The 18,808-nt window shown below is 71.7% G+C and carries 20 protein-coding genes; 17 read left to right on the top strand and 3 right to left on the bottom strand.

The features are described 5' to 3' along the window. Nucleotides 1–37: 37 nt before the first annotated feature. From K3554_RS11865 to K3554_RS11850, 4 genes are read left to right on the top strand one after another with little or no spacing between them, the layout of a single operon-like run. Nucleotides 38–697 (top strand): DUF998 domain-containing protein, encoded by a 660-nt coding sequence (locus tag K3554_RS11865; RefSeq protein WP_259940502.1) that lies wholly within the window; start codon nt 38–40, stop codon nt 695–697. Nucleotides 698–728: 31 nt separating this feature from the next. Continuing rightward, nucleotides 729–1,325 (top strand): LysE/ArgO family amino acid transporter, encoded by a 597-nt coding sequence (locus tag K3554_RS11860; RefSeq protein ID WP_259940501.1) that lies wholly within the window; start codon nt 729–731, stop codon nt 1,323–1,325. A gap of 31 nt (nt 1,326–1,356) precedes the next feature. After that, nucleotides 1,357–2,253: a DMT family transporter gene (locus tag K3554_RS11855; protein WP_259940500.1), complete on the top strand. Its 897-nt coding sequence runs from the start codon at nt 1,357–1,359 to the stop codon at nt 2,251–2,253. Nucleotides 2,254–2,308: 55 nt separating this feature from the next. Beyond that, entirely contained in the window at nt 2,309–2,974 is a 666-nt protein-coding gene (locus tag K3554_RS11850; protein WP_259940497.1) for a thermonuclease family protein, read from the top strand. Nucleotides 2,975–2,978: 4 nt separating this feature from the next. On the opposite strand, the gene K3554_RS11845 is transcribed toward K3554_RS11850, so the two are convergent. Then, nucleotides 2,979–3,434 carry a CoxG family protein gene (locus K3554_RS11845; protein ID WP_259940495.1) on the bottom strand — a complete coding sequence of 152 codons (456 nt, stop codon included), beginning with the start codon at nt 3,432–3,434 and terminating at the stop codon, nt 2,979–2,981. A gap of 72 nt (nt 3,435–3,506) precedes the next feature. Continuing rightward, nucleotides 3,507–4,724, bottom strand: a complete 1,218-nt coding sequence (locus tag K3554_RS11840) for a multidrug effflux MFS transporter (protein ID WP_259940493.1) — start codon at nt 4,722–4,724, stop codon at nt 3,507–3,509. A gap of 199 nt (nt 4,725–4,923) precedes the next feature. Between K3554_RS11840 and K3554_RS11835 the strand changes: the two genes are divergently transcribed. From K3554_RS11835 to K3554_RS11800, 8 genes are all read left to right on the top strand, one after another. Then, nucleotides 4,924–6,456, top strand: a complete 1,533-nt coding sequence (locus K3554_RS11835) for an acyl-CoA carboxylase subunit beta (protein ID WP_259940492.1) — start codon at nt 4,924–4,926, stop codon at nt 6,454–6,456. Nucleotides 6,457–6,506: 50 nt separating this feature from the next. After that, a complete protein-coding gene (locus tag K3554_RS11830) occupies nt 6,507–6,662 on the top strand; it encodes a hypothetical protein (protein WP_259940490.1) in 156 nt (51 codons plus the stop codon). Between the two features lie 226 nt (nt 6,663–6,888). After that, nucleotides 6,889–7,020 carry a hypothetical protein gene (locus K3554_RS11825; RefSeq protein WP_259940487.1) on the top strand — a complete coding sequence of 44 codons (132 nt, stop codon included), beginning with the start codon at nt 6,889–6,891 and terminating at the stop codon, nt 7,018–7,020. 204 nt (nt 7,021–7,224) lie between these two features. Beyond that, nucleotides 7,225–7,368 carry a hypothetical protein gene (locus K3554_RS11820; protein WP_259940485.1) on the top strand — a complete coding sequence of 48 codons (144 nt, stop codon included), beginning with the start codon at nt 7,225–7,227 and terminating at the stop codon, nt 7,366–7,368. A gap of 48 nt (nt 7,369–7,416) precedes the next feature. Beyond that, the gene (locus K3554_RS11815; RefSeq protein ID WP_259940482.1) at nt 7,417–7,800 is read left to right on the top strand and encodes a hypothetical protein; all 384 of its coding nucleotides are present in this window, start codon (nt 7,417–7,419) and stop codon (nt 7,798–7,800) included. A gap of 307 nt (nt 7,801–8,107) precedes the next feature. Then, the gene (locus tag K3554_RS11810) at nt 8,108–8,299 is read left to right on the top strand and encodes a hypothetical protein (RefSeq protein WP_259940480.1); all 192 of its coding nucleotides are present in this window, start codon (nt 8,108–8,110) and stop codon (nt 8,297–8,299) included. Nucleotides 8,300–8,398: 99 nt separating this feature from the next. Then, nucleotides 8,399–10,417, top strand: a complete 2,019-nt coding sequence (locus tag K3554_RS11805; RefSeq protein ID WP_259940478.1) for an acetyl/propionyl/methylcrotonyl-CoA carboxylase subunit alpha — start codon at nt 8,399–8,401, stop codon at nt 10,415–10,417. Nucleotides 10,418–10,420: 3 nt separating this feature from the next. After that, entirely contained in the window at nt 10,421–11,041 is a 621-nt protein-coding gene (locus tag K3554_RS11800; RefSeq protein WP_259940477.1) for a hypothetical protein, read from the top strand. 79 nt (nt 11,042–11,120) lie between these two features. Here the strand turns inward: K3554_RS11800 and K3554_RS11795 are convergent, their stop codons facing one another. Further along, on the bottom strand, nt 11,121–11,594 hold the full coding sequence (locus K3554_RS11795) for a DUF4174 domain-containing protein (RefSeq protein ID WP_259940476.1): 474 nt from the start codon (nt 11,592–11,594) through the stop codon (nt 11,121–11,123). Between the two features lie 147 nt (nt 11,595–11,741). Between K3554_RS11795 and K3554_RS11790 the strand changes: the two genes are divergently transcribed. From K3554_RS11790 to K3554_RS11770, 5 genes are all read left to right on the top strand, one after another. After that, the gene (locus K3554_RS11790) at nt 11,742–12,683 is read left to right on the top strand and encodes a hypothetical protein (RefSeq protein ID WP_259940475.1); all 942 of its coding nucleotides are present in this window, start codon (nt 11,742–11,744) and stop codon (nt 12,681–12,683) included. Continuing rightward, the gene (gene scpA / locus K3554_RS11785) at nt 12,625–14,769 is read left to right on the top strand and encodes a methylmalonyl-CoA mutase (RefSeq protein ID WP_259940473.1); all 2,145 of its coding nucleotides are present in this window, start codon (nt 12,625–12,627) and stop codon (nt 14,767–14,769) included. Before K3554_RS11790 ends, scpA begins: the two co-directional genes overlap by 59 nt. Before the next feature lie 66 nt (nt 14,770–14,835). Beyond that, on the top strand, nt 14,836–15,918 hold the full coding sequence (locus K3554_RS11780) for an AI-2E family transporter (RefSeq protein WP_259940471.1): 1,083 nt from the start codon (nt 14,836–14,838) through the stop codon (nt 15,916–15,918). Beyond that, nucleotides 15,918–16,580, top strand: coding sequence for a chromosomal replication initiator DnaA (locus K3554_RS11775; protein ID WP_259945920.1), 663 nt, complete (start codon nt 15,918–15,920; stop codon nt 16,578–16,580). Before K3554_RS11780 ends, K3554_RS11775 begins: the two co-directional genes overlap by 1 nt. 11 nt (nt 16,581–16,591) lie before the next feature. Further along, entirely contained in the window at nt 16,592–18,781 is a 2,190-nt protein-coding gene (locus K3554_RS11770; RefSeq protein ID WP_259940469.1) for an RNA degradosome polyphosphate kinase, read from the top strand. Nucleotides 18,782–18,808: the final 27 nt, after the last annotated feature.

Genomic DNA, 18,808 nt, shown 5'->3' with positions numbered 1-18,808 from the left:
TTGGCATGGCGAACCCCAGCCCCGGAGACCCCCGCCCATGCACCACGCGAAGCCCGCCACGCCCGCCGCGCCGATTCCCGAGAACCCGGGGTTCCTGCGCGGCCTCGCGTGGCTCGCCATCGCGGGCTGCGCGATCTTCACCGCCGCGCTGCTGATCGGCGACGTGGTGGTCCCCGACCACGACTGGATCGCGGACACGATCTCGGATCTCGGCGCGGGCGAGTACGAGTGGATCGCCGACATCGGCATCTACGGCTTCAGCCTCGGGCTGATCGCCCTGGCGGCGGCGGCCTCGCACGCGCACCTGGGCGGGAAGGGCTGGACGCTGGGCGTCTACGGCCTGCTCGTCACCGGCCTGATCGTGTTCCTGGTGGGCGCGCGCAACGAGTACGGCGACGCCGACCAGGACGGCACGGTGATCCACATCTACCTCGTCTACGCGCTCGGCGTCACCTTCGCGGTGATGCCTTGGGCCATGTCCGAGGGCGCGGCGCGCATGGGCGACCGCTACGGCTGGGCCTGCAAGGCCGCCACGGTGCTGTGGGTCGTGATGGCGCCGATCTTCTTCTTCCTGCCCACCGACATCGACGGGCTCTACGAGCGCGTGCTGGGCGGCGTGACGTTCATCTTCGTGATCGCCGTGGCCCTGGCGCTCCTGAAGCGGGCTCGGGCGGTCTCGGCGTTCGGCACCGGTTGAAGCGGCGCGCCGGGGCGGGCAGGGGGCGCCCATGCTCGCCTCCGCCCTCTCCGGCTTCGCCCTCGGTCTCTCGCTGATCCTCGCCATCGGGGCGCAGAATGCCTTCGTGCTGCGGCAGGGCTTGCGGGGCGAGCACGTCGGCGCCGTGGTCCTGTGCTGCGCCGTCTCGGACGCGCTGCTGATCGCCGCCGGGGTGCTGGGAGCGGGCGCGCTGGTCGAGGCGGCGCCGTGGCTGCTCGGGGCGATGCGCTGGGGCGGAGCGGCGTTCCTGCTGGCCTACGCGGCCCGCGCCGCCGTGGCCGCGTGGCGGGGGGAGGGGGCGTTGCGGGCCGAAGGGCAGGGCGCGGGTCTGCGACGGACGGTTCTGACGGCGCTGGCCCTGACCTGGCTGAACCCGCACGTCTACCTCGACACCGTGGCGCTGCTGGGCACGATCTCCACGCAGGCCGCCATCCCGACAGCGTTCGGGGCCGGGGCGGTGACGGCGTCCTTCGCGTTCTTCGCCGCCTTGGGCTACGGCGCGCGGCTGCTGCGGCCCGTGTTCGCGCGGCCGGGCGCGTGGCGGGTGCTCGATGCCCTCATCGCCGCAATCATGGCCGCCATCGCGCTCGGGCTGATCCTCGATTGACACCCCGGGCCCCGGCCCGCAGGCCACGGGCATGACGACACCCTCCCGGCCCGTGCAGGGCATCCTGTGGATGATCGTGACGGGCCTGTGCTTCGTGGCCGTGACCGGCATCGTAAAGCACTCGGCGCAAGACCTGCCCGCCGCCGAGGCCGCGTTCCTGCGCTACCTGCTGGGTCTCGTGTTCCTCCTGCCGATGCTCCGCGCCCTGCGCAGCACGCCGATCACGCGCGGCGACCTCGTGCTCTTCGCGGGGCGGGGGGCGGCGCACACGCTGGCGGTGTCGCTGTGGTTCTTCGCCATGACGCAGATCCCGATCGCCGAGGTCACGGCGATGAACTACCTCTCGCCGGTCTACGTGACCCTGGGCGCCGCGCTGTTCCTCGGCGAGCCGCTGGCCCTGCGGCGCATGGCGGCGATCGGCGCCGCCCTCGTGGGCGCCGTGGTGATCCTCCGTCCCGGCTTCCGCGCGATCGAGCCAGGGCACGTCGCCATGCTGGGGACGGCCGTGCTGTTCGGGGCGTCCTACCTCTTCGCCAAGCGCCTGTCGGACCGCCTGCCCGCCGAGACCGTGGTGGCGGGGCTGTCGGTCGCCGTCACCATCGGCCTGGCGCCGCTGGCGGCGATGGACTGGGTCGCGCCGACCGTGCGGGACCTCGGGTGGATGCTGCTGGTGGCGGCCTTCGCCACGGCGGGGCACTACACCATGACGCGGGCCTTCGCCGCCGCGCCGGTCGCGGTCACGCAGCCGGCGACGTTCCTTCAGCTCATCTGGGCGGTTCTGCTGGGCTGGTCGCTGTTCGACGAGCCGCCCGACCTCTTCGTGATCGGGGGCGGCACGATCATCGTCGCCTCGGTCTGCTTCATCGCCTGGCGCGAGGCGCGGGCGCGGCGGGAGATCACGCCGGTGAGCCATGCCGTGAAGCATTAGGCATGCTCCCCCGCCGCGGGTTGCAACCCGCGGGCAACGCTCGCAGTTGGGGGGCATGTTAAGACTTTGTTCACTCTTCGTCGCGCTCGCCGCCGCGCTTCCCGCGGGCGCCCAGACCCTGAGCGGGACCGTCCGCGTCGTCGACGCCGACACCTTCGACATCGGCGCCCCCGAGACCATCCGCCTCGTCGGCATCGACGCGCCCGAGGCGGCGCAGGGCTGCCGGGACGGGGCGCGCGAGCTGCCCTGCGGCCGGATGGCGACGGAGTGGGCGCGCGCGATGTTCGAGGGCCGCACCGCCGTCTGCCGGGTCGAGGACGTGGACCGCTACGACCGCTACCTCGCCGTGTGCGAGGTGGGCGGGCGGGACGCCAACGCCGCGCTCGTGCGCGAGGGCGTGGCGCTGCGCTACCGCGACGATCCGCGCTACGCGGAGGAGGAGAAGGAGGCGATCCTCCTGGGGCGCGGGGTGTGGGCCTACGACATGCTGAACCCCGCCGCCTGGCGCGACGCGCAGCGCGCCGAGCGAGCCGAGGCGAATGCGCCCGACGCGGGCGACTGCCCGATCAAGGGCAACATCTCGGGCAACGGCAAGCTCTACCACGTCCCCGGCACCGGCAGCTACGGGCCGACCCGCATCGACGAGACGAAGGGCGAGCGGTGGTTCTGCACCGAGGCCGAGGCCGAGAAGGCGGGCTGGACGCGGGCCGGGGGGCGCTGACGGCTCAGGCCGTGTCGCGCGCGCCCTCGACCTGCGTCTTGAAGTTCTCGAAGAAGGCATCCGCCATCTTGGCGGCGAAGCTGTCCACGATGCGGCTGCCGAGCTGGGCGATCTTGCCGCCCACCTTGGCGTCCACGTCGTAGCTCAGCTCCGTGCCTTCGGGCACTTCCGCCAGTCGCACGTCGGCGCCGCCCTTGGCGAAGCCGGCCACGCCGCCCTTGCCCTCGCCGGCGATGCGGTAGCTCTCGGGCGCGCGCACGTCCGAGAGCTGCACCGCGCCGTGGAACGTCGCCTTCACGGGGCCGACCTTCTGCGTCACGGTCGCCTCGAAGCCCTCCTCGGGCGAGCCGCTGAGCGCGGTGCAGCCGGGGATCGAGGCGCGCAGCACCTCGGGGTCGTTGAGCGCGGCCCAGACGGCCTCGCGCGGGGCGGCGATGGTGCGGGTGCCTGACAGTTCCATGGCGGCGGTCCTCCTGATGGCGCGCCCCTTGCATGGGGCGGCGCCGCGGGGCGGGCAACCGGGCCGATGGTCCTAGGCGAGCGGGCCGAGGCGCCGGTTGCGGCGGATCGTCAACGCGATCGCCGTGACCGAAGCCAGCCCCGAGACCACCATCAGCGTGGTGAGGGGCAGCGAGCCGCCGCCGAAGCCCAGCAGCCAGCCGGCCAGCGACGACAGCGCCGCGCCGCCGCCGATCATGATCGAGCCGCCGAGGCCCGAGGCGGTGCCCGCCAGGCGCGGCTTCACCGACAGCATGCCCGCGGTGGCGTTCGGGATCACGAGGCCGTTGCCCAGGCCCACGAAGGTGATGAAGCCGAAGAACAGCCACGGCGAGGTGAAGCCGAGGAGGGTCAGCACCAGCAGCACGCCGAGGCCCGACACCTGTCCCAGCGCGCCCCACAGGATCATGCGGTCCACGCCGAAGCGCTGCGAGAAGCGCCCCGAGATCCCGTTGCCGACCATGTAGCCCAGGGCGGGTGCGCCGAAGAAGAAGCCCAGCTCCGCGGGCGTCATGCCGTAGACTTCCGTGCCGACGTAAGGAGCGCCGCCGAGATAGGCGAAGAACGCGCCCGAGGCGAAGGCCGAGGTTAGGCAGTAGCCCCAGAAGCGGCGCGAGCGCAGCAGTTCGGGATACTCGCGGGTCTGCTCGCGGAACGTGCCGCCCGTGCGCGGTGCGGTCTCGCCGAGGTCGGCGTAGGCGAGGAGCCACAGCGCGGCGCCGGCGGCGAGCAGCAGCCAGAAATTGGAATGCCATCCGAACGACGCCTCCAGTGCGCCGCCGAGGGCGGGGCCGATCATCGGCACAACGGACATGCCCATGGTGACGTAGCCCAGCATCGAGGCGGCCTGGTCCTGCGGGTAGAGGTCGCGCACCACGGCGCGGCTGAGCACCATCGCGGTGACGATCGCGGCCTGGCTCATGCGGAACACGAGGAAGATCTCGATCGTGGGCGCCCAGAGGCAGCCAATCGTGGCGAGCATGAAGAGCGCGATGCCGGTCAGGATCACGGGGCGGCGTCCCCAGCGGTCCGACATGGGGCCGACGACGAGTTGCAGCGCGGCGTTCACGGCGAGGTAGGCCCCGACGGAGAGCTGCACGAGCGCGTAGTCCGCCTCGAACCAGCGGGCCATCGCGGGGAGCGAGGGCAGGAACACGTTCATGGACAGCGTCGAGACGCCGACCAGGGCGACGAGCGTCAGGATGTGGGGGGGCGAGCGATGCGCGCCCGGCTGCTCGGATAGGATGGCCATGGGCGGGGAGATACGTCGCCTGCGGGCGCCCGCCCAGCCGCGCGGGCGCACAGGCGCCTGTGCGGTCCGGGCGGGAACGACGCGCCGGCGCGCGGATCGGTGCGTCGGCGCTAACATCACGCGGGGCCTTTTCGCCGCCCCGCGGGGCGCGCTAGACCTCTGCGACGCGGCCGGCGCACGGCCCACGGGGAGGAACGCGATGAAGGACATCCTGGAGGAGCTCGACGCCCGCCGCGCCGACGCCCGCGCCGGCGGGGGCGAGCGCCGGGTCGAGGCTCAGCACGCCAAGGGCAAGCTCACCGCGCGCGAGCGGATCGAGCTGCTGCTGGACGCGGACAGCTTCGAGGAGTTCGACATGTTCGTGCGTCACCGCTGCACCGACTTCGGGATGGAGGACGAGCGGCCCGCGGGCGACGGGGTGGTCACGGGCTGGGGCACCATCAACGGGCGCCTCGTCTACGTGTTCTCCCAGGACTTCACGGTGTTCGGCGGCTCGCTGTCCGAGACCCACGCCCAGAAGATCTGCAAGATCCAGGACATGGCGCTGCAGAACGGCGCCCCGGTCATCGGGCTCAACGACTCGGGGGGCGCGCGCATCCAGGAGGGCGTGGCCTCGCTCGCCGGCTATGCCGAGGTGTTCCAGCGCAACATCGACGCGAGTGGCGTGATCCCCCAGATCAGCGTCATCATGGGGCCCTGCGCGGGCGGCGCGGTCTACTCGCCGGCGATGACCGACTTCATCTTCATGGTGAAGGACTCCTCCTACATGTTCGTGACCGGCCCCGACGTGGTGAAGACCGTTACCAACGAGGTCGTCACCGCCGAGGAGCTGGGCGGCGCCGTCACCCACACCCGCAAGTCCGGCGTGGCGGACGGAGCGTTCGAGAACGACGTCGAGGCGCTGGCTGAGATCCGGCGCCTGTTCGACTTCCTGCCCCTGTCGAACCGCGAGATTCCCCCCGTCCGCCCCTTCTTCGACGACCCCCAGCGCCTCGACATGTCGCTCGACACGCTGATCCCCGACAACCCGAACCAGCCCTACGACATGAAGGAGCTGATCCATAAGGTCGCCGACGAGGGCGACTTCTACGAGATCGCGGCCGACTTCGCGGGCAACATCGTGACCGGCTTCATCCGCCTCGAGGGGCGCACCGTGGGGGTGGTGGCGAACCAGCCGACGGTGCTGGCCGGGTGCCTCGACATCGACAGCTCTCGCAAGGGCGCGAAGTTCGTGCGCTTCTGCGACGCCTTCTCGATCCCGATCCTGACCTTCGTGGACGTGCCCGGCTTCCTGCCCGGCACGGCGCAGGAGTACGGCGGCGTGATCAAGCACGGCGCCAAGCTCCTGTTCGCCTACGGCGAGGCCACGGTGCCGAAGGTGACGGTGATCACCCGCAAGGCCTACGGGGGCGCCTACGACGTGATGGCGTCGAAGCATCTGAAGGGCGACTTCAACTACGCCTGGCCGACGGCCGAGATCGCCGTCATGGGGGCCAAGGGCGCGGTGGAGATCCTCTACCGCAAGGAACTGGGCGAGCCGGAGCGGATCGCGGCGCGCACGAAGGACTACGAGGACCGGTTCGCGAATCCCTTCGTGGCCGCCGAACGCGGCTTCGTGGACGAGGTGATCCAGCCGCACGGCACCCGCCGGCGCGTGGCGCGGGCCTTCGCGTCGCTCCGCGGCAAGCGCCAGGACCGACCCTGGCGCAAGCACTCCACGATCCCGCTCTGAGATGGGGCCACGCGAGGGAACGGCCGGCGCGCGGAGCGCGTTGCGGCGCCATGGACACCACCGATCTGATTCCGCCCGTCGCCGCCAAGGGCAACTGCGCGGCCCCCTACACCTGGACCGAGCTGGGCGCCGCCGCGAAGGCGCGGCGCCTCGTGGGCTGGTCCGGCCTCAGCCGTTCGCAGCTGCAGCGGCTGCTGGAAGACTAGGCCGCGGAGAGGGCGCCGGGGGCGGACGGTGGGTCCCAGCGGGCGGGGCGGGCCTTTCGCGTTCCCTGCGCGCCGACCCTCCCGTGGCCCCGGCGCATCACCGCGGGTGGCCCTGTTGGCATGCGCTCACGAAAATGTTGGAACGAATTTCCCCTTCGAGTCTTGAGGGGGAGGGGGATCATGCACCTACGCACCGCGATCCACTCACTGAAGTCAGGAGAAAGAAATGCAAAAGCTCGTCAAGGCCGTCGCCGTCCTGGGACTCACCGCCGCCATCGCCGCGTGCACCGCGGCCGTCGAGGATGACGTGGTCATCATCGAGCCGGTCACCATGGACCCGGTCAGCACGAAGTTCTGAGGCGCGGCGCGCGGGGGCGATCGCCGCCCCCCGCACCCGTCCTGTCGCCGCCGCGCCACAAGCATGGGGCGCGGTGGCGGCGCTTCGGGGGCAGGCGTGTTCCCGCCCCCATCCTCCTGCTAGGGAATCGGAAGGCCGCCACGGGGCGGTTCCGCACGCGGACGGTGCCTGCATGGCCCGCCCCGCGCCCATCAGGAGATCGTCATGTCGACCATCGCGAAGTTCACCGTCCTCCTCGGCGCCGCCGCGGCCCTGTCCGGCTGCCTGCTGCCCAACCCGACGCCCGAGGAGATCGTCATCGTCGAGCCCGCGCCCGTCGTGGTCGAGCCGAGCAGCGGCAAGTTCTGATCCCGTGCGGGCCGCCGGCCCGCACGCCCCCGTCCGGGAGGGCGCCCGATGCTGAAGCACCGCGGCTTTCCCGGACGGATGCCCTCCTCCGATCACCAGTTCACAATCCGCCGCGCCAACCCGCGCGGCGTGACCCCGCTGAAGGCGCGCGAGCGGTTCCGCGACCGCCGCGCCGTGGACCGCGCCGCCGACGCGGCGTTCCTCGCCGCACTGGTGGAGCACTTCGGCGACGCGCCCTTCGAGCGCGGCAACCTCGACGCGGGTCGCCTGTCCTGGCTGTTCGGCCGGGAGGTGGTGCCCGCCGAGGATCCGTTCGATCCCGCCAGCTACGAGGCGCTGCTGCGCGTCGACCTTGACCGCGCCCGCGCGAGCTTTCCCCAAGCCTTCGAGGCCCAGGCGCCCGAGCCCCCCGAGGACGAATGGGACGACTAGGCGCGAATCCGCGCGGCGCGTGCCGTGTTCGGCAGGGTTGCGCCGATGGGCCGCCGGTCGCGAAATGCGCTGTTGTTTCGAGCAGAAGGCGCCGCACGGTGGCCCCGTGGCGAACGCTCGCTAGCGTCGCTGTGTGGAACCGCGCCTCTTACTGGGCCGGATGGCGCGTGGCCCCTCGCGGGTTGCCGCCGTCCGGCCCTCTTTCTTCCGGCCTTCCGGCGGAGCCGCGGACCCGGTCGGCGCGACGCACCGAAACTTCGGTGGGGGGACCGGCGTTGAAGCCGTGCCACAACCAAGGATGTTCCCCATGCCCCGTTTCCTCGTGCCCGCCCTCGGCCTCGTTGCCTTCCTCGCCGCCTGCCAGCAGGGCTCCGACCTGGAGCGTGCCGCGATCGGCGGAGCCGTCGGCTGTGCCGCCGGCGAGATCCTCAGCGACGGCGACTGCATCGCCGGCGGCGCGATCGGCGCCGCTGCCGGCGCCCTCGCCAACGACATCTGATCGCGCGCCCCTCGGGGCCGCCGACGACCATCGGGCTGCGCGGCTTCGCCGCGCGGCCCTTTCTTTTGCGCCCCGCGCAAGACGGGGAACGGGGGGACCATGTTCAAGAAGATCCTGATCGCCAACCGCGGCGAGATCGCCTGCCGCGTCATCAAGACGGCCCGCCGCATGGGCATCGCGACCGTGGCCGTCTACTCCGACGCCGACCGGAACGCGCTGCACGTCGCGATGGCGGACGAGGCGGTGCACGTCGGGCCGCCTCCCGCGAACCAGAGCTACATCGTGATCGACCGGATCATGGACGCCATCCGCCAGACCGGCGCCGAGGCGGTCCATCCCGGCTACGGCTTCCTGAGCGAGAACCCGAAGTTCGCCGAGGCGCTGGAGGTGGAGGGCGTCGCCTTCATCGGCCCGCCCAAAGGCGCGATCGAGGCCATGGGCGACAAGATCACCTCCAAGAAGATCGCGGCCGAGGCCGGCGTCAGCACCGTGCCCGGCCACATGGGCCTGATCGCCGACGCCGACGAGGCGCTGCGCATCTCCGAGGAGATCGGCTTTCCGGTGATGCTCAAGGCCTCGGCGGGCGGCGGCGGCAAGGGGATGCGGATCGCCTGGAGCGCGGACGAGGTGCGCGAGGGCTTCCAGGCGTCGAAGAACGAGGCAGCCAGCAGCTTCGGCGACGACCGCATGTTCATCGAGAAGTTCGTGACCCAGCCGCGGCACATCGAGATCCAGGTCCTGTGCGACCGGCACGGCAACGGCGTGTACCTCGGCGAGCGGGAATGCTCGATCCAGCGGCGCAACCAGAAGGTCGTGGAGGAGGCGCCGAGCCCGTTCCTCGATGCCGCCACCCGCAAGGCGATGGGCGAGCAGTCCCTCAGCCTCGCGCAGGCGGTGGGCTACAGCAGCGCCGGCACCGTGGAGTTCATCGTCGACGGCGACCGCAACTTCTACTTCCTGGAGATGAACACGCGGCTGCAGGTCGAGCACCCCGTCACGGAGCTGATCACCGGCGTGGACCTCGTGGAGCACATGATCCGCGTGGCGGCGGGCGAGGAGCTGTCGATCCGGCAGGAGGACGTCCAGCTGAACGGATGGGCAATCGAGTCGCGCCTCTACGCCGAGGACCCCTACCGCGGGTTCCTGCCCTCGATCGGCCGCCTCACCCGCTACCGCCCGCCCGCCGAGACCGAGGAGTACCGCCCCGGCGTGGTGCCCTCGGAGTCGGTCATCCGCAACGACACCGGCGTGTTCGAGGGCGGCGAGATCTCGATGTTCTACGACCCCATGATCGCCAAGCTCTGCACCTGGGCGCCCGAGCGCTTGGCCGCCATCGACGCCATGTCGGACGCGCTGGACCGCTTCGAGGTCGAGGGCATCGGGCACAACCTGCCGTTCCTGTCCGCCGTCATGGCGCACCCGAAGTTCCGCGCCGGCGAGATGACCACCGCGTTCATTGCCGAGGAGTATCCCGACGGCTTCGAGGGCGTGGACCTGCCCGACGAGACGATGGAGCGCATCGCGGCGGCGGCGGCGGCCATGCACCGCGTGGCCGAGATCCGGCGCACCCGCGTGTCGGGGCGCATGGACAACCACGAGCGCGTGGTGGGCGACGACTGGGCGGTCACCATGGCCAGCCGGCGCTTCGACACCCGCATCCGCGCCGATCGCGGGGGCGCCACGGTGGAGGTGGGCGGCCGCGAGATGCGCGTGGAGAGCCTCTGGACCCCCGGCGACAGCCTCGCCTTGGTCCACGTGGACGGGCGCGAGATCGCGCTGAAGGTCGACAAGCAGACCCAGGGCTTCCGCATCCGCCACGGCGGCGCCGACCTGCGCCTGCACATCCGCACGCCCCGGCAGGCGGAGCTGGCGGGCCGCATGATCGAGAAGGTCCCGCCCGACACCTCGAAGCTGCTGCTCTGCCCGATGCCGGGCCTCGTGGTGCGCGTGGACGTGGCCAAGGGCGACGTGGTCGAGGAGGGACAGGCCCTCGCCGTGGTGGAGGCCATGAAGATGGAGAACATCCTGCGGGCCGAGCGCCGGGGCACCGTCTCGAAGGTCAACGCGGGCGCGGGCGACAGCCTCGCCGTGGACGACGTGATCCTCGAGTTCGAGTAGCGCGTGGAGCCGCAGACCGTCGGCCTCGACGCGCGCATCGCGCAGGCGCTGATCGCCGGCGCGGTGGTGGCGGCCGGCTGGCTGGTGAACGGCTGGCGCAACCGCGCCGACGCCCGCCGCCTGCGGGCCGAGCGCCTGCGCGACGCCCACAAGGCGCTGTTCGCCGAGATCCGCGACGTCTGCGCCGCCTACTGGCTGGAGGGCCGGGCCGAGGAGCACGCCGCCGGACTCGTCGCGCGCATGGAGGCCGATCCCGCCTTCGTGCCGTTCGTCCCGCGCGAGGTGCACGGACCCATCTACGCCGCGATGATCCCGCAGATCGACATCCTGCCGCGCCAGACCATCGACTGGATCGTGGCGTTCTATGCGCTCCTGCGCTCCGTGGAGGCGATGGCCGAGGACATGCGCGGCGAACGCTTCGCCACGCTGGAGCCGGACCGACGGATCGCGATCTACCGGGACTACATCGCCATGCGCATCCGCGCCTTCGGCTACGGGCAGCGCGCGCTCAAGCTGATCGAGGCCTACGCGCGGGGCGGGCCGGAGGCCGCGGAGCGCGTGCTCGCGAAGGTCAGTAGCCCGGTGCGGGGCCGTTCTGACCCGGAACGTCCGGGTGCGGATTGAGCGGAATGTCGAAGTCGCGTTCCATGATCGCTCCTCGCGTTCTCACAGGACATATGGGCCCGCACGGGGCCCCGCGCAACTATTCCTCGCGCAGTTCGCGGCGACGCATCGGCATCTTGTCGATGGAGCGCGACAGCTCGCGCACGGTCCAGGGCAGGGGCTTGCGCAGCTTCACCTGCCCGTCCTTGCCGATCAGAACCAGCATGAAGCCCCGGGGCCGCAGCTTGCGGCGCAGCGCGGTGTTGGCGCCCGGATCGGTGTCGGTGACGATCACCACGTCGCGATCCGCCAGCACGTCGAGCTCGGCGAACAGCTCCTCCATCTGCTCCGCGAAGGCCGGGTCGCGCTCGGAGTTGGCGAACACCACCACGGGCCGGGCGATCCACTGGAACGCGTCGAGATCCACCTCGGCGGCGTCGAGGACCACGCCGCGGTCCGCCTCCCACGCCGCGACCGGATCGACCGGAACCGCATCGGTGGCGCCCGCGCCCGCCGGAAGCATCGCCGCCGCCGCCGCCGCGGCGGCCATCATCGTGGGGAACAGTCTGTGCATCTCGCCTCCTCGCCTCGTGAGGGATATAGGTATTCATGGGTCCGCGGCGAAGGGCGGCGCGGTGAGGGTTGACGATATAGTAACCCTGCGGCGCGCATGCCTCGCCCGCGTGCAGGCGAGCACGCGCGGATACCGGCGGAGACCGACATGGAACTGATCCTTCACCTGGGCGCGCACCGCACCGCCACCTCGTCGCTCCAGCGACTCCTGGACCTGAACGAGGCAGCGCTTGCCGCCGCCGGCGTCGCGGCTTGGACCCCGCGGCTGACGCGCTCGGGCGTGATGGCGGGACTGATGGGCGATCCCGGCCGCCGCGACGCGCGCCGCGACCTCGCCGCCTTCCGCTCGGCGGGGCGGGTCAGCCTGCGGCAGGAGGCGTTGGCCGCGCGCGGCGTGCGGCGGCTGGTCATCTCCGACGAGAACATGCTCGGCGGCCTGCGCGAGAACCGCGCGCTCGCCAAGCTCTACCCCACCGCCGCCGCGCGGCTTGAGCGGGTGACCGCCGCGCTCGGCGCGCCGGCGCGCGTGCATCTGGCGATCCGCGCGCCGGATGCCTGGTGGACCTCGGCCTTCGTCCACCTGATGCTGCGCGGTCACCGGCCGCCCGACGCCGACACGCTCGCCGCCGCCGTGCGCGCGCGGCGGGGCTGGCGGCAGGTCGTCGAGGACGTGGCGGCGGCCTTTCCGGGCGCGGCGCTCTCGGTCTGGAGCTACGAAGACTGGGGCGCCCGGCCGGGCGAGACCTTCGAGCACGTCACCGGCGTGGCGCCGGCGCGCGCCGGCGTGCCCGTGGTCAACGGATCGCCCACCGCCGCCGCGCTCCAGCAGCGCCTCGGCGAGGAGGGGCACGCCGCGTCGCTGCCCGCGCTCGCCGGCGCCTACGCCCCCTTCACCCCCGACCAGCGCGCCGAGCTGCGCGCCCGCCACGCCGACGACCTGGCGTGGCTGGCGGACGGCGCGGACGGTCTGGCAGAATACCGGTCCCGCGGGGCTCTGATCCCCCGGGCGAGCGACAGGAAAGGATCGCCTCATGGCAGACGGAGGCACGCGGAAGGCGAGAGCCGAATGGGACCGGCTGGCCGCCGCTGAACTGCGAGGCCGCGCGCCGGCCGACCTGCGCTGGCGCACGCTGGAGGGCATCGAGGTCGAGCCGGTCTACACCGCCGACGACCTCGCCGGCGTGGACCACTTGGGCAGCCTGCCGGGCGAGGCGCCTTACGTGCGCGGCCCCAAGGCCACCATGTACGCGGGCCGTCCCTGGACGATCCGTCAGTATGCCGGCTTCTCCACGGCCGAGGAATCGAACGCCTTCTACCGCCGCGCGCTTGCGGCCGGGCAGCAGGGCGTGTCGGTGGCCTTCGACCTCGCCACCCACCGCGGCTACGACAGCGACCACCCTCGTGTGGTGGGCGACGTGGGCAAGGCTGGCGTCGCCATCGACTCGGTCGAGGACATGAAGATCCTGTTCGACGGCATCCCGCTGGGCGACGTCTCGGTGTCGATGACCATGAACGGCGCCGTGATCCCCATCCTCGCCGGCTTCATCGTCGCTGGCGAGGAGCAGGGCGTGGACCGCGCCAAGCTCTCGGGGACGATCCAGAACGACATCCTCAAGGAGTTCATGGTCCGGAACACCTACATCTACCCGCCCGAGCCGAGCATGCGGATCGTGGCCGACATCATTGCCTACACCGCCGACCACATGCCGCGGTTCAACTCGATCTCGATCTCGGGCTACCACATGCAGGAGGCGGGCGCCGACCTCGTGCAGGAGCTGGCCTTCACGCTGGCCGACGGGCGCGAGTACGTGCGCGCGGCCATCGCGCGGGGCATGGACGTGGACCGCTTCGCCGGGCGCCTCAGCTTCTTCTTCGCGATCGGCATGAACTTCTTCATGGAGGCCGCCAAGCTGCGCGCCGCGCGGCTGCTGTGGCACCGCATCATGCAGGAGTTCGAGCCGAAGAATCCGAAGTCCTCGATCCTGCGCACCCACTGCCAGACCTCGGGCGTCTCGTTGCAGGAGCAGGATCCCTACAACAACGTGGTCCGCACCGCCTTCGAGGCCATGAGCGCGGTGCTGGGCGGCACGCAGTCCTTACATACCAACAGCTTCGACGAAGCGATGGCGCTGCCCTCGGAGACGTCCAGCCGCATAGCCCGCAATACCCAGTTGATCCTGCAGGAGGAGACGGGCGTCACCAACGTCGTCGACCCCTTGGCGGGCTCCTACTACGTCGAGAAGCTGACCCACGACCTCGCCGAGAAGGCCTGGGCGCTGATCGAGGAGGTCGAGGCGATGGGCGGCATGACCGAGGCCGTGGCCTCCGGAATGCCCAAGCTGCGGATCGAGGAATCGGCCGCGCGCCGGCAGGCCGCCATCGACCGGGGCGACGAGGTAATCGTCGGCGTGAACAAGTACCGCCGCGAGACCGAGGACGCGATCGACATCCTCGCCATCGACAACGACCTCGTGCGCGAGGGGCAGGTGCGGCGGCTGGAGCGCATCCGCGCCGAGCGCGATGACGTGGCCTGTCGCGCGGCCCTCGACGCGCTGACCGAGGGCGCGAAGGGCGACGGCAACCTTCTCGAGCTGGCCGTGGACGCGGCCCGCGCCCGCGCCACGGTGGGCGAGATCTCGGACGCGATGGAGGCCGCGTTCGGCCGCCACCGGGCCGAGGTCCGCACGCTGTCGGGTGTCTACGGGTCCGCCTACGAGGGCGACGAGGGCTTCGCCGCGATCCAGCGCGACATCGAGGCGTTCGCCGAAGCCGAAGGACGCCGCCCGCGGATGTTGGTGGTCAAGATGGGCCAGGACGGGCACGACCGCGGCGCCAAGGTCATCGCCACCGCCTTCGCCGACCTCGGCTTCGACGTGGACGTCGGGCCGCTGTTCCAGACCCCCGAGGAGGCGGCGCAGGATGCCGTCGACAACGACGTCCATGTCGTCGGCATCTCCAGCCAGGCCGCCGGGCACCGTACGCTCGCGCCCAAGCTGATCGAGGCGCTGCGGGCGCAGGGCGCCGGCGAGATCCTCGTGATCTGCGGCGGCGTGATCCCGCAGCAGGACTACGACTTCCTTCGCGAGGCCGGGGTGGCGGCGATCTTCGGGCCGGGCACCAACATCCCCGAGGCGGCGCGTCGCATCCTTCGCCTGATCGGCGAGGCGCGCGGCTGAGGAGCCTTCGCCCTCCGCTTGCGCGCGGGCGCGGCGGGGGGCATGGAGGCCCCCGGAGGGACGTGCATGGGCCTGCCGCTGCGCCATCAGGGCATCTACTGGGGCATCGCCGCGGCGGTGTTCCTCGTGCTGCTGTGGTACCTGGGCGAGGTGATCCTGCCCTTCCTCGTGGGCGGCGCCATCGCCTACATCCTCGACCCATTGGCCGACCGCCTGGAGAAGCTCGGGTTGCCGCGCGTCGCGGCGACGGCCGTGATCACGCTGGTCGCGGTAATCATTCTCGCCGTGGCGCTGGTGCTCCTGATTCCAACGCTCGTCCGGGAGACGACCGCATTGGCGAAGGAGGCTCCGACCTACATCGACGCCCTGCGCGACTGGCTGACGCTGCGCTTCCCGGACCTCTTGGTCGAGGACGGCGCCGTGCGCCGCGGCCTCTCGGACCTGGGCGAGCTGGCCCGCGCCCGCGGCGGCGAGCTGGTCACCTCAGTGCTGGCCGGCCTCTTCGGCGTGGTCAACGCGCTCCTGTTCGTGGTCGTCGTCCCCGTGGTCGCCTTCTACCTCCTGCTCGACTGGGACCGCATGGTCGCGCGCATCGACGAGCTGCTGCCCCGCGACCACGTCGGCACCGTGCGCCGCCTCGCGCGCGAGATCGACGCGACGCTCGCCTCGTTCGTGCGCGGACAGCTCACCGTCTGTCTGATCCTCGGCACCTACTACTCCGTGCTGCTGATCCTCGTGGGCCTCCAGTTCGGGCTCGTGGTGGGGGCCGTCGCGGGCCTCATCACCTTCATTCCTTACGTCGGCGCCCTCGTGGGCGGCGCCCTCGCCATCGGGCTGGCCCTGTTCCAGTTCTGGGGCGAATGGCTGCAGATCGGCCTCGTGGCCCTGATCTTCGCCTCGGGCCAGTTCCTCGAGGGCAACATCCTGACGCCGAAGCTGGTGGGCGAGAGCGTCGGCCTCCATCCCGTGTGGCTCCTGTTCGCGCTGGCCGCCTTCGGGGCGATCTACGGCTTCGTAGGCCTGCTGGTCGCCGTGCCCGTGGCCGCATCGCTGGGCGTGATCGCGCGGTTCCTCGTCGCGGAGTACAAGACCAGCCAGCTCTATCTCGGCGCCCGCCCGCCGGCCGAGCCACGGGATCCGGTCGAGTGATGCAGCTCGCGCTGCCCATTCCGCACCAGGAGGCGCTCGGGCGCGACGACCTGATGGTCACCGAGGCCAACGCCGACGCCGTGGCGCTGCTGGACGGGTGGCAGAGCTGGCCCGACGCGCGGCTGGCCCTCGTCGGCGCGGAAGGGGCGGGCAAGACCCACCTCGCGCACATCTGGGCCGCCGAGACCGGCGCGCGGGTGATCGCCGCGCGTGACCTTGCGGCGCCCGACGCGCCCGCGATCGCGGAGGCCCCCGTGGCGGTGGAGGACGCCGACCGCGGCGTCGACGAGACCGCGCTGTTCCACCTGTGGAACGCCTGCGCCCGTTCCGGCGCGCCGCTGCTGCTGACGGGCCGCCGCGCGCCCGCCGAATGGGACGTGGCCCTGCCGGACCTGCGCTCGCGCCTCGCCTCGCTGACGCCCGCCCGCATCGGCGACCCGGACGACGCGATGCTGTCGATGCTGCTGGTCAAGCTTTTCGCGGACCGGCAGGTGGCCGTGCGCCCGGGGCTGATCGGCTGGCTCCTGCGCCGCATGGAGCGCTCGCACCGCGCCGCGCGCGAGGTGGTGGAGCGCCTCGACGCCGCCGCGCTGGCGGAGGGGCGCGCCGTGGACGAGCGTCTGGCCCGGGCCGTTCTGGACAACCCGGGGGCAGGGGCCTAGCGTCGCCCCCCATGCTCGACAAGTCCGCGCCCCCAGCCGATTTTCTCCGCGCCGCTCGCCCCGACCCGGTGGAGCTGGACGAGCCGCGCGTCGTGGGGCCCGGCCGCTTCTTCAACCGCGAGCTGAGCTGGCTGGCCTTCAACTGGCGCGTGCTGGAGGAGGCCGAGAACCCGCGCGTGCCGCTGCTGGAGCGATTGCGCTTCCTTTCGATCTCTGCGGCCAACCTCGACGAGTTCTACACCGTGCGCGTCGCCGGCCTGCGCGAGCTGGCCCGTGCCGGCAACACCACCCCCGCTGCCGACGGCCGCACGCCCGCCGAGCAGCTGGAGATGATCGACGAGAACGCCGCCCGCCTGCTCTCCCGGCAGCAGGAGGTCTGGAAGGCGCTTCGCTGCGAGATGGAGGCGGCCGACATCTGCCTGCTCGACCCCGGCGACCTTTCCGAGGCCGAGCGAGCGGCGATGGACGACCACTTCCTCCACTTCGTGTTCCCGGTGATCTCGCCCCTCGCCATCGACCCGGCGCATCCGTTCCCGTTCATCCCCAACGAGGGCTTCGCGCTGGCCATCGAGATGGAGCGCATCTCCGACGGGCGCACCCTGCGCGCGCTGCTGCCGATCCCGGCGCAGATCGACCGCTTCATCCGCCTGCCCGGCGGCGCGACCCGCTTCCTGCCCCTCGAGGCGCTGCTCCTGATGCAGGCCGGGCGCCTGTTCCCCGGCTACCGCCTGCGCGGCCACCTCGCGTTCCGGGTGCTTCGCGACAGCGACCTCGAGGTCGAGGAGGAGGCCGAGGACCTCGTGCGCGAGTTCGAGACCGCCTTGAAGCGCCGGCGCCGGGGCGAGATCGTGCGCATGAAGCTGACCGCGGATGCCCCGAAGGCGCTGCGGCGTACCATCCTAGAGGAGATCGGCGTCGACGAGTCCGAGGTGATCGAGGTGGACGGACTGATCGGCCTCGCCTCGCTCAAGGAGCTGGTTGTGGGTGACCGCAAGGACCTGCTCTGGCCCACCTTCACGCCCCGCGTGCCCGAGCGGGTGCAGGACTTCGACGGCGACATGTTCGCCGCCGTCCGCCAGAAGGACATGCTGCTCCACCACCCCTACGAGACCTTCGACATGGTGGTGCGCTTCCTGAACCAGGCCGCGACCGACCCGAACGTGGTGGCGATCAAGCAGACGCTCTACCGCACGTCGCGTGACAGCCCCATCGTGGCCGCGCTCTGCGAGGCGGCCGAGGCGGGCAAGCAGGTGACCGCCCTCGTGGAGCTGAAGGCCCGCTTCGACGAAGCCGCGAACATCCGCCAGTCCCGGCGGCTGGAGCGCTCGGGCGCGCACGTGGTCTACGGCTTCACCTCGCTCAAGACTCACGCCAAGATCTCCACCGTGGTGCGGCGCGAGGGCGACCGGCTGGTGACCTACTCCCACTTCGGGACGGGCAACTACCATCCCATCACCGCGCGCATCTACACCGACCTCAGCCTCTTCACCTGCTCGCCCGCGCTGGGGCGGGACGCGACCAAGGTGTTCAACTACATCTCGGGCTACGCGCCGCCCGAGGGGCTGGAGAACCTCGTGATCTCGCCGATGGCGCTGAAGGACCGGCTGCTGGAATCCATCGCGGCCGAGGCCGAGCACGCCCGCGCCGGGCGGCCGGCGGTGATCTGGGCCAAGATGAACGCCCTGATCGAGCCCGACATCATCGACGCGCTCTACGATGCTAGCCGCGCGGGCGTGCGGATCGACCTGGTGATCCGCGGCATCTGCGGCCTGCGCCCCGGCGTGCGGGGCCTGTCGGAGACGATCCGGGTCAAGAGCATCGTCGGCCGCTTCCTGGAGCACCCGCGCATCGTGTGCTTCGGCGGCGGCGGCGGGCTGCCGGGCAAGCGGGCCCGGGTCTACATATCCTCGGCGGACTGGATGGGACGCAACCTCAACCGCCGGGTCGAGACGCTGGTGGAGTGCGTGAACCCCACCGTAAAGGCGCAGATCGTGGACCAGATCATGTCCGCCAACATGGCCGACGTGGCCCAGAGCTGGGTGCTGCAGCCCGAGGGCGAATGGCACCGGGCGGCCGCGGCGGAGGAAGGCGAGGCGGAGCCGTTCTCGTGCCACCGGTTCTTCATGGAGAACCCCTCGCTCTCGGGGCGCGGCAGCGCCGGGGGCGGCGACGTGCCGGAGCTGGCGCACCGGCGTCGTTGACCGGGCGCGCCCCGCCGTGCCAAGCGG

It is taken from the genome of Jannaschia sp. W003, assembly GCF_025144335.1.
Taxonomy (GTDB): Bacteria; Pseudomonadota; Alphaproteobacteria; order Rhodobacterales; family Rhodobacteraceae; genus Jannaschia.
The sequence above is the reverse complement of the archived record's forward strand: the minus strand, read 5'-3'. Positions and strand labels throughout refer to the sequence as shown.